We start from the raw sequence: 16,475 nt of genomic DNA on the forward strand, positions 1-16,475 counted from the left end.
TTGGGACCTGCCGGGTAAATCGATACCCGCCGTGTCGGCCCAGCACCAGCCGATCACCGGATAGGGAGTTTTTCTAACCCTTACGTGCCGAATCCAATAATCGGGAACCGGCCCGCAATTGATTAACGTGGGCGGCTTGCGCGTCCCCCGACGATCACGGACCGCGGACCCAAATCTGACTCATCGTAGCCGAATTGCCCGAATGGCCGCCTCGCTCACTCACACAGGCGTAGTTCGTGATCGATTACCTTCATCACCCCGTCGGGACGCGTGAACTCGCTCGTCCGACCGTGGAGGGTCCCCCACGCACGCACCGCCGCCCGCATTCGGGCCGGCTCCCCTTTTTCCTGGGGATCGCCCTCGCGCCGACCGGAAACTCCGAGGTCGGCGCAGAAATCTGAAAAACTGTTCGCGAATGGGTGGCGAGAAATGCTTATCCGTGCTGCCGAAGAAGTTAGCACCCAGGTCGCGAGCGCATTTTCCGGGTCCGCCGAACGCCTGCGCGACACCCGGACGGGTACCGGGCCGTCGCGCGGCAGGTGTGACGAAAAGAAGTTGCACGCTCGTACCAACTCTTGCTCTCATGGGGTACGTGCCTTTTCAGCCGTATCGCCGCGTCCTGAGCGTCCCTGGCGTCCGCCCGTCGATGACCCTGATGTTCTTCGCACGCGTGCCCATGACGATGACCGGCGTGACGCTGACGCTGTACGTCGTCAGCGGGCTCGGCCGGGGCTACGGCGCGGCGGGGGTCGTCGGCGCCGCCGTCACGCTGGGCATGGCACTCGGCGCGCCGATGATCGGGCGCACCATCGACCGGTACGGCCTGCGTCCAGTCGTCGCGGTGTGCGGGTTGTCGTCCACCGCGTTCTGGTTCGCGGCTCCGCATCTTTCGTACGAGGCGCTGGTGGTGTGCGCGCTGCCGGCCGGGGTGCTGTCGGTGCCCGCGGGTTCGCTGGCTCGGCAGATCCTGGCCGCGCTCGTGCCCGCGGAGCAGCGGCGCGCGGCGTACTCGCTGGACACGGTCCTGGTCGAGGCGTCGTTCATGATCGGCCCCGCGGCCGGGATCGCGGCGATCTCGTCGCTGTCGGCGACGCTGACGCTGAGCGGCATCGGCAGCATTTTCGGCGTCACCGCGCTGCTGATCTTCCTGCTCAACCCGCCAATCCGGAACGAGGACGAACTGGCCCCGGCCGGTACCGCGCGGCCGCCGCTGCGATCCTGGCTCACCGGGCGGCTGCTGGCGACCCTGCTGATCGCCGCCGGAACGATGTTCTGCCTGGTCGGCACCGAGGTCGCGACGCTGGCCGCACTGCGCTCGCACGGCGAGGTCGGCTGGACCGGCCTGGTCATCGCGGTGATGTGCGCGGCGTCGATGACCGGCGGCATCGTGCACGGCGCGGTGCGGAAGTCGCTGCCGCAGGGGTTGCTGATGCTGCTGCTGGCGCTGCTGGTGATCCCGGTCGGGCTCGCGACGCAGCCGTGGTGGCTGCTGATGCTCCTGCTGATCCCGACGAACCTGCTCTGCGCCCCGACGCTCGCCGCCACGACGGAATCGGTCAGCGAACTCGCGCCGCCCGCCGTCCGCGGCGAGGCGATGGGCCTGCAGGACGCGTCGACCCGGCTCGGACTGGCCGCGGGGAGCCCGGTGGTCGGTTACGCGATCGACCATTCGAGCCCGGCGTGGGGCTTCGCGGCAGCCGGACTCGGCGGCCTGGCCCTGGCGGCGCTGGGACTCGTGTGGTCGCTGCGCCGGAGTCCGGTGCAAACGCCTGCCCTGGCGGCGGCGGTGCGGGCTCGGCGCTGAGCTGCGCCAATGCCACGTTGGTTGCGTGTGACGCACCCAATGTGGCATTCGCTGCGCCGCATGCACCCAACGCGGCGTTGGGTGCGTCGCATGCACCCAATGTGGCATTGGTTGCGTCCCACGCACCCAATGTGGCATTCGCTGCGCCGCACGCACCCAACGCGGCATTGGTTGCGTCGCATGCACCCAATGTGGCATTGGTTGCGTCCCACGCACCCAATGTGGCATTCGCTGCGTCCCACGCACCCAACGCGGCATTGGTTGCGTCGCATGCACCCAATGTGGCATTGGTTGCGTCCCACGCACCCAATGTGGCATTCGCTGCGTCCCACGCACCCAACGCGGCATTGGTTGCGTCGCATGCACCCAACGCGGCACTCGCTGCATCCCACGCACCCAATGTGGCATTGGTTGCGTCGCACGCACCCAATGCCACATTGGGGTTCTTTCAATCGCGGGTCGCACGTTGGCGGGCGCAGGGTGCGGAGGTCCGTGAGGGATCCCGTCTCAGTCGGCGCACCCACCTTGCCTCGCGGGGCGGCTTCGCGACAGTGGCGCTCGCCCACGCAGCGCGCGCCCTCTCCCGGCAAGATTCGCCGAGCGCCGGGGCGGGCGAAGGTCAGGTGCAGGCCTTGCGCAGCGCGTCGAGCTTTTCCAGGTTCCGTTTGGTCCACCGGGCGATCACCCCGGCGTCCTCGAGGTGTTCCTTCTGCACCTGGACGTACGAGTCGGCCATGCCGAGCAGGGCGTTCTTGACGTTCTCTTCCTTGACGTCGGCCGCCAGCTCGCGCAGGCGTCGTTCCTTGTCCTGCGCGCGGGCCTTGAGCTTTTCGCCGTCCACCAACGGGTTCAGGTCGGCCAAGCCCAGCGCCTCGGTGCACGCGGAGACCTTGCCGACCGCGGAATTCGTCTGGTTGACCGCCGAATCGACCTGGTCGCATCCGGCCAGCACCGCCCCGGCCACCGCCAAGGCGACCGCCACCCCCCAGCTCTTCATGCTCTCAGGGTAGCGGGTCCCGCGGGCGCACCAGCGCGATTCGCCCGCGGGGCCAGCTCATCCCTTCACGCACACGACCTGCTTGAGGTGGGCGACCACCTCGACCAGGTCGGTCTGTGCCTGGATCACCGTCTCGATGTCCTTGTACGCGGCCGGGATCTCGTCGACGACCCCGGTGTCCTTCCGGCATTCCACGCCCGCGGTCTGCGCGGCGAGGTCGGCGGCGGTGAACGTCTTGCGGGCCTTCGTCCGCGACATCCGCCGTCCGGCGCCGTGGGACGCGGATTCGAACGACGCGGTGTTGCCCAGTCCGCGCACGATGTACGAACCCGTGCCCATGCTGCCCGGGATGATCCCGAGGTCTCCGGAGCCGGCCCGGATCGCGCCCTTGCGGGTGACGAGCAGGTCGACGCCGTCGTAGGTTTCCTCGGCGACATAGTTGTGGTGGCACGAAATCGCGTCGTCGAAACTCGTTCCCGGAATGACTTCCGAGACCGCGAGCTTCACCAGCGCGACCATCGTCGCCCGGTTCCGCGCGGCGTAATCCTGCGCCCAAAACAGATCGCGCCGGTACGCCTGCATTTCCGGCGTGTCCGCGACGAACACCGACAAGTCGGGGTCCGGCAGGTCCCGGTTGTGCGGCAGTTTCCGCGCGATCGCCATGTGCCGCTCAGCGAGTTCCTTGCCGATGTTGCGCGAACCCGAATGCAGCATCAGCCAGACCCGGCCCTCGTCGGCTCCGCCCTGTTCGAGGCAGACCTCGATGAAGTGGTTGCCGCCGCCGAGGCTGCCGATCTGGCGAGCCGCCCGGTCGTGCAGGTCCTGGACGCCCTCGTGCAGATCGCCGAACGACTTCCAGAACGTGTCCCAGCCGCCGACGCCGTGCACCTTCGCGGTGTTGACCGGCGTCTTGTGCAAGCCGAACCCGACCGGCACCGCCGCTTCGATCCGCTTGCGCAGCTTGCCGAGGTCGTCGGGCAGGTCGCTCGCGGTGAGCGACGTCCGCACCGCGCTCATCCCGCAGCCGATGTCGACGCCGACCGCGGCTGGCGACACCGCGTCGCGCATCGCGATGACGCTGCCCACCGTCGCGCCCTTGCCGTAGTGGACGTCCGGCATCACCGCGACGCCGTGCACCCACGGCAGGTTGGCGACGTTGCGCAACTGGCGCATGGCCTGGTCTTCGACCGACGCGGGATCTGCCCACATCCGGATCGGAACCCGCTCGCCGCCTACTGCCGTGTACATGACTTTCCTTTCCCAGAACGAGGTTTGCCCGCTCAGCATCCGCCACCCCGGCGCTCGCGACAACGGGTTTTCGGACACCGGGACATCGGTGAAACGAAATCGGGACTTCCGTCGATAACGGGCTCGGACGACCGGTTCGCCCAGGGTGCCGGTCTTGGGGAGGATTCCGTTTTTCCATGAAGTACTCGATGCGAGCGACGCTCGCGGTCTTGTTGCTGGCCGGTTTTCCGGTGCTGATGCTCGCCGTCGCCGGAGCGCTCGTCTGGCTCGAAGTCGCCGCGTTCCACGGGCATCCGTTCACCGCGGTGCGGCTCGGCTTCCTCGCCGTTCCGGTGCTGTATGTGCTGGCCACCGCCCTGCTGACGTTCGAACGGTCGCGCGACGACGTGGACGGCGTGCCGGTCACGCCCGAGGAGCAGCCTGAACTGTGGGCGACCGTCCGTGAACTCGCCCGGGAAGTCGGCACCCGGCCGCCGGACGAGATCTACCTCGTTCCGCAGGTCAACGCGGCGGTGAACGAGGAGACGCACTGGGCGGGCCTGCGCGTGCGGCGGCGCCGGATGTTCATCGGCGCACAGCTGTTCGCCGGGCTGCGGGTCAGTCAGCTCCGGGCCATTCTCGGGCACGAACTCGGCCAATACAGCAACCGCCACACCCGGTTCGCCGGCGCGACCTATCGCGGACGGCAGACGATCGGGCGAGTCGTGAGCGGACTCAGCTCGACTGGGTCCGGTCGGCTGCTGCGCCCGATCTTCACCGCGTACGCCACCGTGTACTTCCAGGTCTCGGCGCGCGTGAGCCAGCAACAGGAACTCGCCGCCGACACCGACTCCGCGCGGGTCGCCGGCACCGCCGCCGCGGCCAGCGCGCTGCGCGAGGTGGAAGTCCTCGACGCGGCGTGGTGGGTTTTCCTGAACGACTACGCGACGGTCGCCTGGTCCTCCGGATACCTGCCGGAACGGATGGCCGAGGGTTACCAACTGCTGATCTCCGACGAGAAGCGCGTGGCGGAAATGGCTTCCCTGCGAGAGAATCCGCCGACCCGGGCGGCCTCGAAGTACGACAGCCACCCGCCGGTCGCGGAACGGATCGCCCTGCTGGAAGCCGGGCCGGACGTCCCCGTGCCGCCCGGCGGCGAACGGCCCGCGACGGACCTTCTCCACAATGGACCGGAGCTGCTTGACGCGGTGCTGACGACTGGTTTCACGGAGGGAGCGGCCTCGAAGAAGAAACTCGACTGGGCCAGCCTGGTCGACGTCGGGGTCCGCGATTCGAATCAGGCCGAGGCGCTGCGAATTCTCCGCAGGCGCCGCATCGAGGACCTGCTGGACCTGCTCGACGCCGGACGCCTCGAGGACATCGCTGGTTCGACGGCTCCGCCGGAGGTCAAGGCGCGGGCGAAGCGCGAGCTTTACCGCCCGCTGGTCCACACTCGACTGTCCATTGTGCTGCACGCACGGCTCGCCAAAGCCGGTGCGGCGCACTGGGAACTGTCCTGGTCTGGACCAGCGAAGCTGGTGCTGGCCGAACCGTATGCCACCGAACTGGATCCCGCCGTCGGCGCGGCGGTCGACGGGAACACCGCGCCGCTGCGCGCGCTGCTCGCCCCGGTTCTTTCCGGAGAGGACAACCGTTGCTGAAACTGATCAAGCTCTACACCGTTCCGAAATACCGCCGGATGATGAAGGGGATCGCGAAAGACGCCAAGAAGCGCGGCTTGACCACCTCCGACTACATGCGCACGCTCGGCACCAGCGACCTGGCCCGTTATCTCGTTCCGCCGATCAAACCGGCGGACGTCGAACGGTTCGGCCTGCCGCCGGACGCCAAGCTCACCAAGAAACCGCTGCTGCCGGAGCCCGTCCGGGCCGCCAAAATCGCCCATGCCGCCGGGGACTGGCAGCCGGGCGCTGATCTGCTAGCCGGAATCGGACAGGACTGGGATCGGCGCAGTGCGGTCGTGAGCCTCCTCGGCGAGGTCGCGGCCGACGACGACACCGCGTTGAAGGCCTGGCGCGCGGCCCGGCCCGACGACGCGGACGCCGCCGCGGTCCACGCGGACGCGCTCACGGAGGTGGCGTGGCAGATCCGCAGCGCACGAGGGGCGAAACACGTCACCGCGGAGCGATTCGCGGGATTCCAGCGCGTGCTCAACGAGGCCGACGAGGCGAGCCAGACCGCCGCGGAACTCGCGCCGGAGGACCCGACGCCGTGGGCGATCCGGTGCATGATCGCGATGGGCCGCCAATACTGGCACGAGGAATTCCGCGCGGTGTGGGACGGCGCGATGGCTCGCGATCCGTTGCACGTCCACGCCCACGCGCGCGCCCTGCAGTACTGGTTCGGCAGTGACGATCTGATGTGGACCTTCGCCGAGGAGGGCGCGGAGAAGCATCCGAAACTGGCGTTTCTGCCGCTTGCCGCGGCGTTCGAGGCGTCCTTCGCGGGAGTCAAGGACGCGTGGCGGGACAGGCGCGTCGAGGCCGCGCTCGACCGGCTGCTGCCGTGGCTCGACGGCGAGGGCCGGGACGCGCCGGACACCCTGAACAGCCGCGCCTACGCGGCCCGCGCGCTCGTCGAACTTCGGCGTGGTTCCGAAGCGGTGGAGCAGTTCCGCCACCTCGGCCGGAGCGCGTCCGGCCGGGTGTGGTCGTACAGCGGTTTCGGCGCGATCCACGAATTCCGGACGCACCGGAGCCGGGCCTGCCGGCTCGCCAAGTAGCGGGGACCGGTCCCGGGAACCAGTGGTCTCCTGCTCCGGTTCCCGAGCCTGAGGTGGTGCCCGCGGTGTCCAGCCCTGACCAGCCGATGCCCGAGTCCGGCGAGAACGAGGTGCGGCGCGGAATCCGGTCGATGCGGTGGGCGATCGGCGGCCAGACCGTGCTCTGCCTGGCGCTCGCCGCGTTCGGCGGCTACCTGCTCGGGCTCGGCGGCGCCCCGAGCGCCGCGGCCTTGCCGGTGGCGATCGTGGCGATCAACTCGGCGCTGACCGTCGCGCTGGTGGTCTGCGCGGTCCTGCTGGGCAGGCGGCAGCGCAAGGTCATGCTCACGCTCGTCTGGCTGGAGTGCGGGTTCGTCGCACTGCTGCTGCTCGGCGCGATTCTGTCGTTCACCGCGGCTTCCGGGTCCTCGGGTGCGCCAGTCGGCCTGATTCTGTGGGGTTTCCTGATGCAGGCCGTGCTGCGGCCGCTGCAGAAGCCGGAGCTGCGGGCCGCTTTCGGGTTGAAACCCATCACCCGGCGGCAGAAATGAAAACTGCCCGGCCCCTTCGACAAGGGACCGGGCAGTTTCGCGAGACTCGCTCAGCGGTTCTGCGCCACCAGCTCGGCGATCTGCACGGTGTTCAGCGCCGCCCCCTTGCGGAGGTTGTCGGCGGAGACGAACAGGGCCAGGCCGCGGCCGTCCGGGACGCCCGGGTCGGTGCGGATCCGGCCGACCAGGCTCGGGTCGATGCCCGCGGCCTGCAGCGGCGTCGGCACGTCCGCCAGCTGCACGCCCGGCGCGTTCGACAGCAGTTCCGTCGCCCGCTCGACCGACAGCGGCCGTTCGAATTCGACGTTGATCGACAGCGAGTGCCCGGTGAACACCGGCACCCGGACGCACGTGCCGGACACCAGCAGCTCCGGGATGCCGAGGATCTTCCGGCTTTCGTTGCGCAGCTTCTGTTCCTCGTCCGTTTCGAACGTGCCGTCGTCCACAATGGACCCGGCCATCGGCAGGACGTTGAACGCGATCGGCGCGACGTACTTGGCCGGGGCCGGGAATTCGACCGCCGAACCGTCGTGCGTGAGCGAGGCCGCGCGCGAGGCGACCGCGTTCACCTGCGCGGCGAGTTCGTCGACGCCGGCCAGGCCGCTGCCGGACACCGCTTGGTAGGTGCTCGCGACGATCCGCACCAGTCCGGCTTCGTCGTGCAGCGGCTTGAGGACCGGCATCGCGGCCATGGTGGTGCAGTTGGGGTTCGCGATGATCCCCTTCCGCACCTCCTTGATCGCCTCCGGGTTGACCTCGCTGACGATCAGCGGCACGTCCGGATCGCGCCGGAACGCCGACGAGTTGTCGACCACGATCGCGCCCGCCTCGGCGAACCGCGGCGCCTGCTCGCGAGAGGTCGCGCCGCCCGCGGAGAACAACGCGATGTCCAAACCGGACAGGTCAGCGGTCGCGGTGTCCTCGACGGTGATTTCCTGGTCACGCCACGGCAGCGTGCGTCCCGCGGACCGAGCCGAGGCGAAGTACCGGATCTGCTCGACCGGGAAGTTCCGTTCGTCGAGCAGCTTGCGCATGACGGCGCCGACCTGGCCGGTCGCCCCGACCACTCCGACGCGAAGACCCTGTGCCATCAGCGACCACTCCCCGCGTAGACGACGGCTTCCTCGTCGCCGCCCAGTTCGAACGCCTCGTGGATCGCGCGCACGGCCTCGTCCAGCTGCGCGTCGCGGATCAGTACCGAAATGCGGATCTCCGAGGTGTTGATGATTTCGATGTTCACGCCCGCGTTGGCCAGCGCCTCGCAGAAGGTCGCGGTGACGCCCGGGTGCGAGCGCATCCCGGCCCCGACGAGCGACACCTTGCCGACGTGGTCGTCGTACAGGACCGACTCGAAGCCGATCTCCGCCTTGATCTTCTCGAGTTCCTTGACCGCCTTGGCCCCGTTGGCCTTCGACAGCGTGAAGGTGATGTCGGTGCGGCCCGAGGACGTGCTGGACACGTTCTGCAGCACCATGTCGATGTCGATCTCGGCGTCGGCGACGACCCGGAAGATCCGGCCCGCGGCACCGGCGTGGTCCGGCACGCCGGTCACGGTGATCTTCGCTTCCGAGCGGTCGTGTGCCACACCGGTGATCAGCGCTTGTTCCACGGGGATCTCCTCGATCGATCCGGCCACCGTGGTGCCCGGCTTGTCGCTGTAGGAAGAACGGACTCGGATCGGCACGCCGTAGCGGCGCGCGTACTCGACCGAACGCAGGTGCAGGATCTTCGATCCGCTCGCCGCGAGCTCCAGCATCTCCTCGTACGGGATGGTGTCGAGCTTTTTGGCGTCCGGCACGATCCGCGGGTCGGCCGAATACACACCGTCCACATCGGAATAGATCTCGCAGACGTCCGCGTTCAGCGCCGCGGCCAGTGCCACCGCCGTGGTGTCGGAACCGCCGCGGCCGAGCGTCGTGATGTCCTTGGTGTCCTGTGCCACGCCTTGGAAACCGGCCACCAGCGCGACGTAACCCTGCTCCAGCGCCTCGGTGACGCGGCTCGGAGTGACGTCGATGATGCGCGCGTTGCCGTGCACCGACGTGGTGACCACGCCCGCTTGGGACCCGGTGAACGACCAGGCCTGCGCGCCTTGCGCGGAAATGGCCATGGCGACCAACGAGTTCGAGATGCGCTCACCGGCGGTGAGCAGCATGTCCATTTCCCGCTCCGGCGGCGCCGGGTTCACTTGCTGCGCCAGATCGAGCAGCTCATCAGTGGTGTCGCCCATCGCCGAGCACACGACGACCACGTCGTTGCCCGCCTTCTTGGTCGCGACGATCCGTTCTGCCACGCGCTTGATCCGGTCGGCACTTTCCAGCGACGATCCGCCGTACTTCTGGACCACGAGGGCCACGCCCGAACCTCCTTGACGGGCCGGGGCGTACTCCTTGGAGGGCACCGAGGAGCGCCCACGGCCCTTCATTTGGGGAAGAGCCTACCGGCGCGAACGGCGCTCGCCACCCCATCGAGTGGTCCGCCACGGCCCGTCCGGAGGGTTTGGAAGTAAATTTTCCTTAACGGCACGGAAAAGCTCGAAGCCCTTCCTCCGGAGTGACGGAGAGCACTCCCGCGCCGTACTACGTTCGCCGCATGCGCAAACCAGCCGAGACGAGCGTCCCCGTCGCGCCGGCCATCGCCGAGCGCTGGAGCCCTCGCGCCTACGACGAGACCGCCGAACTCACTGCCGCCCAGCTGACCGCCTTGCTCGAAGCCGCCAGGTGGGCGCCGTCTTTCGGCAACACCCAGCCGGCCCGCTACCTCGTCGGCCGCCGGGGCGATCGGGTGTTCCCGCGCCTCCTCGCGACGCTGAACTCGGGGAACCAGGCGTGGGCGTTCCGGGCGAGCGCGCTGCTGATCGGCGTGATGGTCACCACGAACGAGAAGGGCGAGGTGCCCTACAGCGACTACGGACTGGGGCTGGCGACCGAGAACCTGGTCCTGCAGGCCGTCGAGCTGGGCCTGATCGCGCACCAGATGGCCGGCTTCTCGGCGGAGCGGGTGCGCGAGGAATTCGGCCTGCCCGACGACGCGGTGGCCCGGGTCGCGATCGCGGTCGGGTCGCCCGCCGACCCGTCCGTGCTGGACGATCCGCGCCGGATCGAACGCGAACTGGCCCCTCGGCGACGGCTGCCGCTCGCGGAGTTCGCGTTCGGGGACAAGTGGGGGTCTCCGGCACTGTGACCGTTTCGTGAGCGATTGAGGGAACCGGCGGCCCGTCCTTGAGGTCAGATAGGCACCAAACCGGTCAGGCAGCTGAATCGGTGGGAATCTTCTCAAGGAGTGACGAAATGCGTACTGCGATGCCGGTTGTACTGGCGGTCTCCGCAACGGCGATGGCGTTCGCGCTGTCCAGTTGCTCTTCCGGGGACACCCCCGCCCCGCCGATCGCCACTCCGCCCGCCTCCTCGTCGGCGGCCGCCCCGTCCTCGTCGTCTTCGTCGTCCGCGCCGGCCGGCGACTCCGCCTCGGCCGAGTACACGAAGCAGGGCACGAAGCTGAAGATCGGCGAGAAGGCCGTGGTGCCGTTCAAATCGCAGAAGAACACCGGCGCGATCGGCGTGACGGTGACCGGCATCGACAAGGGCGTGGAGGCCGACCTGGCCCCGCTGAAGCTCGGCGACCGAGCCAAGGGCATGACGCCGTACTACATCCAGGTCAAGGTCACGAACGAGACCGGAGCGGACTTCGCGTACAGCTCGCTGGGCCTGATGAACGGCCTGCTCGGGGACGGCACCAAGGGCCCGCACGTGACGGTGATCGGCAAGTTCGAGAAATGCGACAGCGGGAACTCCGGCAAGGCGTTCACCACGAAGGGCGCTTCGTACAACAGCTGCGTGCTGGCATTGGCCCCGGCGGGCGCTGAGGTGAAGGGGGCCAGCTACAGCGCCAGCACCTACCGGGACCTGGCGCCGAACACGGATTACGGCAAGGACGCGGTGACCTGGCAGTAAGCTAAAGACCACCGCGGGGGCGTCAGCCGAGGGCTGACGCCCCCTTTCGCGTCCTGGGGGAAGAACGGATGGCTGGCAGAAGATCGATTGCCTTGGCGGCGACGCTGGCGTTCGCGCTGTCCGCGTGTTCGAGCGCGGCCGATGCGCCGCCGCCGGGCACTGCCCCGGCCGCAGCGCCCGCATCGTCGAGCGCGCCCGCATCGTCGAGCGCGCCCGCGCGGAAGAAGATCGCTTACACCAAGCCGGGCACGAAGCTCAAGATCGGCGAGAAGGCCGTGGTGCCGTTCACGACCGACACCTCACCCGTCGGCGCGGTCGGCATCACGGTGACCCGCATCGACCGGGGCACCGAGGCGGAGGTGGCTCGGATGAACCTCGGCGACGACGTCGCCGGGCTGGTGCCGTTCTACGTCCGGTTCACCGTGTCGAACGAGACCGGCGACGACTTCTCCGACGCCCACGTGGCCCTTATTCGCGGACTGCTCAAGGACGGCGCCAAAAGCAGGCTAGGCATGTCCGCGGACTCGCCGAAGTGCCACAGCGACGAAACCGACGGCTTCACGGCCAAGGGCGCGACCTACGGCGACTGCACGATGGAACTGGTCGCCCCCGGCACCACGGTGACCGGCGCGAAGTACGACAGCGACTCCTATGCCTGGCTGGCCACAGGCACGGACTACCGGGCAAACCCGATCGTCTGGCAGCCCTGAGCCCGGCTCAGGCCCCCGCGCCCCCGACCCGGCGGATGATCTTCGCCAGGATTCCGGACACGATCAGCCAGAAGACCGCCGCGATGCCGTAGTTCACCAGCACGCGCAGCTTCGCGTCACTCGGCGTGAACAGGTCCTTGAAGCCGAGCGACAGCCCGTCGGCCCAGTCGCGGACGGACGAGACGATGCCGTTGCCCTGGTTCGCCTCGCCGATGACGAAAATCACGTGCAGCACCAGGATCGCGGCGAACAGCAGTCCGACCCAGCGCACCAGTGCCGCGAGAAAGGACACCCCGCGCTCCCGGGTGCGCCGCCAGTCCACCGGGGTGCGCTGGGGACGCGCCTTCGCCTCGGTTTCCTGTGCCTGCTCCGCGTGCTCGCCCATGCCGGGCAGTCTGGCACGTCGCTTCGCGGGACGCTACCCGCTAGTAACAGGTATCAGCCACCCGACGTAACAGTTCGATCGCGACGGGCGGCTTTCCTTTCCGCGCGTCGGGTGGTTACAGTGACCCCGTGGCGCGTGAACTCCTGCTTCGCTGCCGCGACGGGGCCTGATCTGACCGGCTCCTCGTCGCGGGGCTTTGTGGTGCCGGTCGTCCGCACCGATCCCTTCAGGAGATTTTCCCGCGATGAGCACCGACCCTCGTACCACTAATTCCCGTCTGCGCACGCCCTCTCGTCCCGCGCCCGCCGGACAGCCCTCGTGGAATCCGCAGCGCGGCACGTCCATGCCGGTCCACCGTTACCGCCCCTGGTACGACGTCGTCGAGAACATCGACGTACCCGACCGCACCTGGCCGGATAAGCGCATCGAGCGCGCGCCGCTGTGGTGCGCGGTCGACCTGCGCGACGGCAACCAGGCGCTGATCGACCCGATGTCGCCCGCGCGCAAGCGCAAGTTCTTCGACCTGCTGGTCCGCATGGGCTACAAGGAGATCGAGGTCGGTTTCCCGGCCGCGTCGCAGACCGACTTCGACTTCGTGCGCGAGATCATCGAAGAGGGCGCGATCCCCGACGACGTGCACATCCAGGTGCTGACCCAGTGCCGTCCCGAGCTGATCGAGCGCACCTTCCAGGCGCTCGAGGGCGCGCCGCGGGCGATCGTCCACATCTACAACTCGACGTCGATCCTGCAGCGCCGCGTGGTGTTCCGCGAGGAGCGAGAGGGCATCAAGAAGATCGCCACCTCGGCCGCGGAAATGGTCGTCGAGCTGGCGGCGAAGCAGCCGGACACCGACTTCCGCTTCCAGTACTCGCCCGAGTCCTACACCGGCACCGAGCTGTCCTACGCGCTCGAGGTGTGCAACGCGGTCACCGAGATCTGGCAGCCGACGCCGGAGAAGCCGGTCATCCTGAACCTGCCGGCGACCGTCGAGATGGCCACCCCGAACGTGTACGCCGACTCGATCGAGTGGATGTCGCGCAACCTGGAGCGCCGCGATTCGGTGATCCTGTCGCTGCACCCGCACAACGACCGCGGCACCGGGATCGCCGCCGCCGAACTGGGCTACCAGGCCGGCGCGGACCGGATCGAGGGCTGCCTGTTCGGCAACGGCGAGCGCACCGGCAACGTCGACCTGGTCGCGCTGGGCATGAACCTCTACAGCCAGGGCATCGACCCGCAGATCGACTTCTCCGACATGGACGAGATCAAGCGGACCGTCGAGTACTGCAACCAGCTGCCGGTCCCGGAACGCTCCCCGTGGGGCGGCGACCTGGTGTTCACCGCCTTCTCCGGCAGCCACCAGGACGCGATCAACAAGGGCCTCGACGCGATGAAGGACGCCGCGGACAAGAAGGGCGTCCCGGTCGACGAGCACCCGTGGGAGGTCCCGTACCTGCCGATCGACCCGAAGGACGTCGGCCGCACCTACGAGGCCGTGATCCGGGTGAACTCGCAGTCCGGCAAGGGCGGCGTCGCCTACATCATGAAGGCCGAGCACCAGCTCGACCTGCCGCGCCGGCTGCAGATCGAGTTCTCGAAGGTCATCCAGGCCTACACCGACTCCGAGGGCGGCGAGGTCGACCCGGCCACCATGTGGCGCGCGTTCTCGGCCGAGTACCTGGAGTCGAAGACGCCGCTGGAGCTGATCAAGCAGCGCGTCACCGACAACGGCGGCGGCGAGTACGACCTCGAGGCCACGGTGAAGGTCGAGGGCGACGAGCACGAGATCACCGGCCGCGGCAACGGGCCGATCGCCGCGTTCTTCGACGCACTGTCCACTGTGGGCTACGACCTGCGGCTCCTGGACTACAGCGAGCACACGCTGAGCCCGGGCGACGATTCGCGCGCCGCGTCCTACATCGAATGCGCGATCTCCGACCGCGTGTTCTGGGGCATCGGCGTCGACCCGTCGATCGTCACCGCGTCGCTGCGCGCGGTAGTGAGCGCGGTCAACCGGGCCAACCGCTGATCCGAGCCTGATGCGAGCCGAGCGCCTGGTCGCGCTTCTCTTCACGCTGCACCGCAAACGCGCGGGCACCGTCGGGGAGCTGGCCGGCGAACTGGGCGTGACCGAGCGGACGCTGCGGCGGGATCTCGCCGCGCTGCGCGAAGCCGGCGTGCCGCTCTGGAGCGAACCAGGGCGGCACGGCGGCATCCGGCTCGTGGACGGCTGGCGTTCGCGGCTCGACGGCCTCACCTCGCGGGAGGCCGTCGCGCTGCTGGCCCTCGACGTGCCGGACGCGCTGGCCGGGCTCGGTCTCGGCACCGCGGTGGCCGCGGCGCACGCGAAAGTGTCCGCGAGCATGCCCGCTCAGCTGCAGGAACAGGCCCGGACGGTCGCCGGGCGGTTTCATCTCGACGCTTCGGCCTGGTTCACCTCTCCGGACGACGCGGCCGCGCTGCCCGCGGTCGCGAAGGCGGTGTGGACGCAGCAACGGCTCGACGTGCGTTATCGGCGGCGCGACAAGGTCACCCGGCGGACGCTGGATCCGCTGGGTCTCGTGTTGAAGGCCGGGGTTTGGTACCTGGTGGCGCGCGTCGACGCGGACCTGCGGACGTATCGCGTCTCGCGGTTGGAAGGGGTCGCCGAAACCGGCGAAACCTTTGCGCGGCCGGAAGAATTCTCGCTCGCTGATTGGTGGCGGGCATCGTCGGCGGAGTTCGAGAAGATGCCGTTGCCGCTGAAGGTGACGGCTCGGCTGGACCGGGCCGCGGCGGGGGCGCTGCGCCGGGTTTTCGGGCCGGAGCACATGAACGAGGTGCTGGTGTCGCTCGGCCCGAAGGACGCCGACGGGTGGGCCGAGGCCGAGTTCGCCCTGGAAGGCAAGGAAGTCGCCGTCGTTCAGCTGGTTTCCCTCGGCCCCGGCGTCGAGGTGCGGAGCCCGCCGGAGATCCGCGCCGCGGTCGCGGAATTCGGTCAGGCGCTCGCCGACCGCAACCGTCCGTGAAGGGCTCCTTGAGGGAATCTGATTCCCTCAAGGAGCCCTTCACGGACAGTCGGCATCAGCGGTAGCCGGTGGCGTCGGCGGGCTTGCCGGGTTCCTGCACCTCTTCGATGTACCGCCACGCGTCCGGGCGGCTGCCGTCCACGTCGTCGATCTCGTAGACCTTCGCCAGCTGTCCGCTGGAGACGGTCTGGCCGGTCCAGCGGTGCCGGTCCGGGTCGGCGGCGAGCGCGACGACCGTGCGGCCGGAGAAGACCGGCGATTCCGAGATCACGAAGTGCGGCTCGCGGACCGTCGCGTCGCGCCAGTTTTCCTCGGTGACCTCGAAAATCTCCAGCATCGCCTCCGACCGCAGCCACCCCGGCGTGAACGCGACCGCGGTGCAGTCGTGCTTTTCGAGCTCGGCCGCCTCGCCGACGGCCAGGACGTTGATCGCCGCCTTGGCCAGGTAGTACGGCAGCGACGTGCCCTCGCGGTACTTCCGGTTGTACTCGGCGGTGCCGTCGGTCAGCTCGAGCACGAGCCCGCCCGGACGGCGGATCACCAGCGGAAACAGGTGGTGGCTGGTGATCAGGTGGGCGTCGAGGGACAGCCGCATCATCCGCAGGCTCGCGTCCAGCGAATGCTCCCAGACCGGTTTGCCCCACTCCAGGTAACGGTCGCCGCCCCAGATGCCGTCGACCAGGATGTCGAGCCCGCCGTGTTCCGCGTCGATCCGCTGGGCGAGCGCGGCGACCTCGTCGCTCACCAGGTGGTCGACCCGCAGCGCGCTTCCCCTGCCGCCCGCGGCCTCGATCCGCTCCAGCGTGTCTTCAATGGTCTCCGGACGGTCCACTTCGGACCGTCCAGTCCGCGTCGTGCGACCGGTGACGTACACGTACGCCCCGGCCCGGCCCAGTTCGACCGCGATCGCCCGGCTCGCCCCGCGCGTGCCGCCCGCCACGAGCGCGACCTTGCCGGCCAGTTCCCCGCTCATTCCGTTCGTCCCCTTTTCTCTCGGTGAACCACCAGTGTGCGGGCGAACCCTGACATCCTCTGTCCGGGTTCTTCGAGGAAGCTATGTCCCGGCTGTGCCTTGCTGTGAAGTGCCGATGATTGGGACTCATCGGCGCTGGCGGAGC

The 16,475-nt window shown here is 68.8% G+C and carries 15 protein-coding genes; 9 read left to right on the top strand and 6 right to left on the bottom strand.

The window, feature by feature from the left end:
* Positions 1–583 precede the first annotated feature (583 nt).
* Entirely contained in the window at positions 584–1,804 is a 1,221-nt protein-coding gene (locus SSMG_RS36455) for an MFS transporter (protein ID WP_199786086.1), read from the top strand.
* 619 nt (positions 1,805–2,423) lie between these two features.
* Here SSMG_RS36455 and SSMG_RS36460 read toward each other — a convergent pair.
* Together SSMG_RS36460 and SSMG_RS36465 are read right to left on the bottom strand one after the other, a co-directional pair.
* A complete protein-coding gene (locus tag SSMG_RS36460; RefSeq protein ID WP_009084515.1) occupies positions 2,424–2,801 on the bottom strand; it encodes a hypothetical protein in 378 nt (125 codons plus the stop codon).
* Between the two features lie 57 nt (positions 2,802–2,858).
* Positions 2,859–4,049 (bottom strand): RtcB family protein, encoded by a 1,191-nt coding sequence (locus SSMG_RS36465; protein WP_009084517.1) that lies wholly within the window; start codon positions 4,047–4,049, stop codon positions 2,859–2,861.
* Positions 4,050–4,225: 176 nt separating this feature from the next.
* Between SSMG_RS36465 and SSMG_RS36470 the strand changes: the two genes are divergently transcribed.
* The 3 genes from SSMG_RS36470 to SSMG_RS36480 all read left to right on the top strand — a co-directional run bounded on the left by SSMG_RS36470 (position 4,226) and on the right by SSMG_RS36480 (position 7,301).
* Positions 4,226–5,689 (top strand): M48 family metalloprotease, encoded by a 1,464-nt coding sequence (locus tag SSMG_RS36470; protein ID WP_009084519.1) that lies wholly within the window; start codon positions 4,226–4,228, stop codon positions 5,687–5,689.
* Positions 5,683–6,771, top strand: coding sequence for a DUF4034 domain-containing protein (locus SSMG_RS36475; protein ID WP_050788363.1), 1,089 nt, complete (start codon positions 5,683–5,685; stop codon positions 6,769–6,771). Before SSMG_RS36470 ends, SSMG_RS36475 begins: the two co-directional genes overlap by 7 nt.
* Before the next feature lie 65 nt (positions 6,772–6,836).
* On the top strand, positions 6,837–7,301 hold the full coding sequence (locus SSMG_RS36480) for a hypothetical protein (RefSeq protein ID WP_158688127.1): 465 nt from the start codon (positions 6,837–6,839) through the stop codon (positions 7,299–7,301).
* 50 nt (positions 7,302–7,351) lie between these two features.
* On the opposite strand, the gene SSMG_RS36485 is transcribed toward SSMG_RS36480, so the two are convergent.
* Positions 7,352–8,392: an aspartate-semialdehyde dehydrogenase gene (locus SSMG_RS36485; RefSeq protein ID WP_009084525.1), complete on the bottom strand. Its 1,041-nt coding sequence runs from the start codon at positions 8,390–8,392 to the stop codon at positions 7,352–7,354.
* Positions 8,392–9,657, bottom strand: coding sequence for an aspartate kinase (locus SSMG_RS36490; RefSeq protein ID WP_009084527.1), 1,266 nt, complete (start codon positions 9,655–9,657; stop codon positions 8,392–8,394). The genes SSMG_RS36485 and SSMG_RS36490 overlap by 1 nt, the downstream gene beginning before the upstream one ends.
* A gap of 236 nt (positions 9,658–9,893) precedes the next feature.
* Between SSMG_RS36490 and SSMG_RS36495 the strand changes: the two genes are divergently transcribed.
* The 3 genes from SSMG_RS36495 (at position 9,894) to SSMG_RS36505 (ending at position 11,964) form a co-directional block, all read left to right on the top strand.
* The gene (locus SSMG_RS36495; protein WP_037718586.1) at positions 9,894–10,484 is read left to right on the top strand and encodes a nitroreductase family protein; all 591 of its coding nucleotides are present in this window, start codon (positions 9,894–9,896) and stop codon (positions 10,482–10,484) included.
* 107 nt (positions 10,485–10,591) lie between these two features.
* Positions 10,592–11,254 (top strand): hypothetical protein, encoded by a 663-nt coding sequence (locus SSMG_RS36500; RefSeq protein ID WP_009084530.1) that lies wholly within the window; start codon positions 10,592–10,594, stop codon positions 11,252–11,254.
* 68 nt (positions 11,255–11,322) lie between these two features.
* The gene (locus SSMG_RS36505) at positions 11,323–11,964 is read left to right on the top strand and encodes a hypothetical protein (protein WP_009084532.1); all 642 of its coding nucleotides are present in this window, start codon (positions 11,323–11,325) and stop codon (positions 11,962–11,964) included.
* A 7-nt stretch (positions 11,965–11,971) separates the two neighbouring features.
* On the opposite strand, the gene SSMG_RS36510 is transcribed toward SSMG_RS36505, so the two are convergent.
* Complete coding sequence (locus tag SSMG_RS36510; protein ID WP_009084534.1) at positions 11,972–12,349, bottom strand: hypothetical protein; 378 nt, start codon at positions 12,347–12,349, stop codon at positions 11,972–11,974.
* 343 nt (positions 12,350–12,692) lie between these two features.
* Between SSMG_RS36510 and leuA the strand changes: the two genes are divergently transcribed.
* The gene (gene leuA / locus SSMG_RS36515) at positions 12,693–14,378 is read left to right on the top strand and encodes a 2-isopropylmalate synthase (protein WP_086024925.1); all 1,686 of its coding nucleotides are present in this window, start codon (positions 12,693–12,695) and stop codon (positions 14,376–14,378) included.
* A gap of 10 nt (positions 14,379–14,388) precedes the next feature.
* Positions 14,389–15,357 carry a YafY family protein gene (locus SSMG_RS36520; RefSeq protein ID WP_009084538.1) on the top strand — a complete coding sequence of 323 codons (969 nt, stop codon included), beginning with the start codon at positions 14,389–14,391 and terminating at the stop codon, positions 15,355–15,357.
* A 55-nt stretch (positions 15,358–15,412) separates the two neighbouring features.
* On the opposite strand, the gene SSMG_RS36525 is transcribed toward SSMG_RS36520, so the two are convergent.
* Positions 15,413–16,330 carry an SDR family oxidoreductase gene (locus SSMG_RS36525; RefSeq protein ID WP_009084540.1) on the bottom strand — a complete coding sequence of 306 codons (918 nt, stop codon included), beginning with the start codon at positions 16,328–16,330 and terminating at the stop codon, positions 15,413–15,415.
* Between the last annotated feature and the right edge of the window lie 145 nt (positions 16,331–16,475).

The sequence above is a fragment of the Streptomyces sp. AA4 genome (assembly GCF_000158875.1).
GTDB lineage: Bacteria > Actinomycetota > Actinomycetes > Mycobacteriales > Pseudonocardiaceae > Amycolatopsis.

Excerpts from the sequence above, each read along its gene's own strand:
- SSMG_RS36455 (WP_199786086.1), top strand. The coding sequence starts at position 584 with ATGGGGTACGTGCCTTTTCAGCCGTATCGCCGCGTCCTGAGCGTCCCT.
- SSMG_RS36460 (WP_009084515.1), bottom strand. The coding sequence starts at position 2,801 with ATGAAGAGCTGGGGGGTGGCGGTCGCCTTGGCGGTGGCCGGGGCGGTG.
- SSMG_RS36465 (WP_009084517.1), bottom strand. The coding sequence starts at position 4,049 with ATGTACACGGCAGTAGGCGGCGAGCGGGTTCCGATCCGGATGTGGGCA.
- SSMG_RS36470 (WP_009084519.1), top strand. The coding sequence starts at position 4,226 with ATGAAGTACTCGATGCGAGCGACGCTCGCGGTCTTGTTGCTGGCCGGT.
- SSMG_RS36485 (WP_009084525.1), bottom strand. The coding sequence starts at position 8,392 with ATGGCACAGGGTCTTCGCGTCGGAGTGGTCGGGGCGACCGGCCAGGTC.
- SSMG_RS36495 (WP_037718586.1), top strand. The coding sequence starts at position 9,894 with ATGCGCAAACCAGCCGAGACGAGCGTCCCCGTCGCGCCGGCCATCGCC.
- SSMG_RS36500 (WP_009084530.1), top strand. The coding sequence starts at position 10,592 with ATGCGTACTGCGATGCCGGTTGTACTGGCGGTCTCCGCAACGGCGATG.
- SSMG_RS36505 (WP_009084532.1), top strand. The coding sequence starts at position 11,323 with ATGGCTGGCAGAAGATCGATTGCCTTGGCGGCGACGCTGGCGTTCGCG.
- SSMG_RS36510 (WP_009084534.1), bottom strand. The coding sequence starts at position 12,349 with ATGGGCGAGCACGCGGAGCAGGCACAGGAAACCGAGGCGAAGGCGCGT.
- leuA (WP_086024925.1), top strand. The coding sequence starts at position 12,693 with ATGCCGGTCCACCGTTACCGCCCCTGGTACGACGTCGTCGAGAACATC.
- SSMG_RS36520 (WP_009084538.1), top strand. The coding sequence starts at position 14,389 with ATGCGAGCCGAGCGCCTGGTCGCGCTTCTCTTCACGCTGCACCGCAAA.
- SSMG_RS36525 (WP_009084540.1), bottom strand. The coding sequence starts at position 16,330 with ATGAGCGGGGAACTGGCCGGCAAGGTCGCGCTCGTGGCGGGCGGCACG.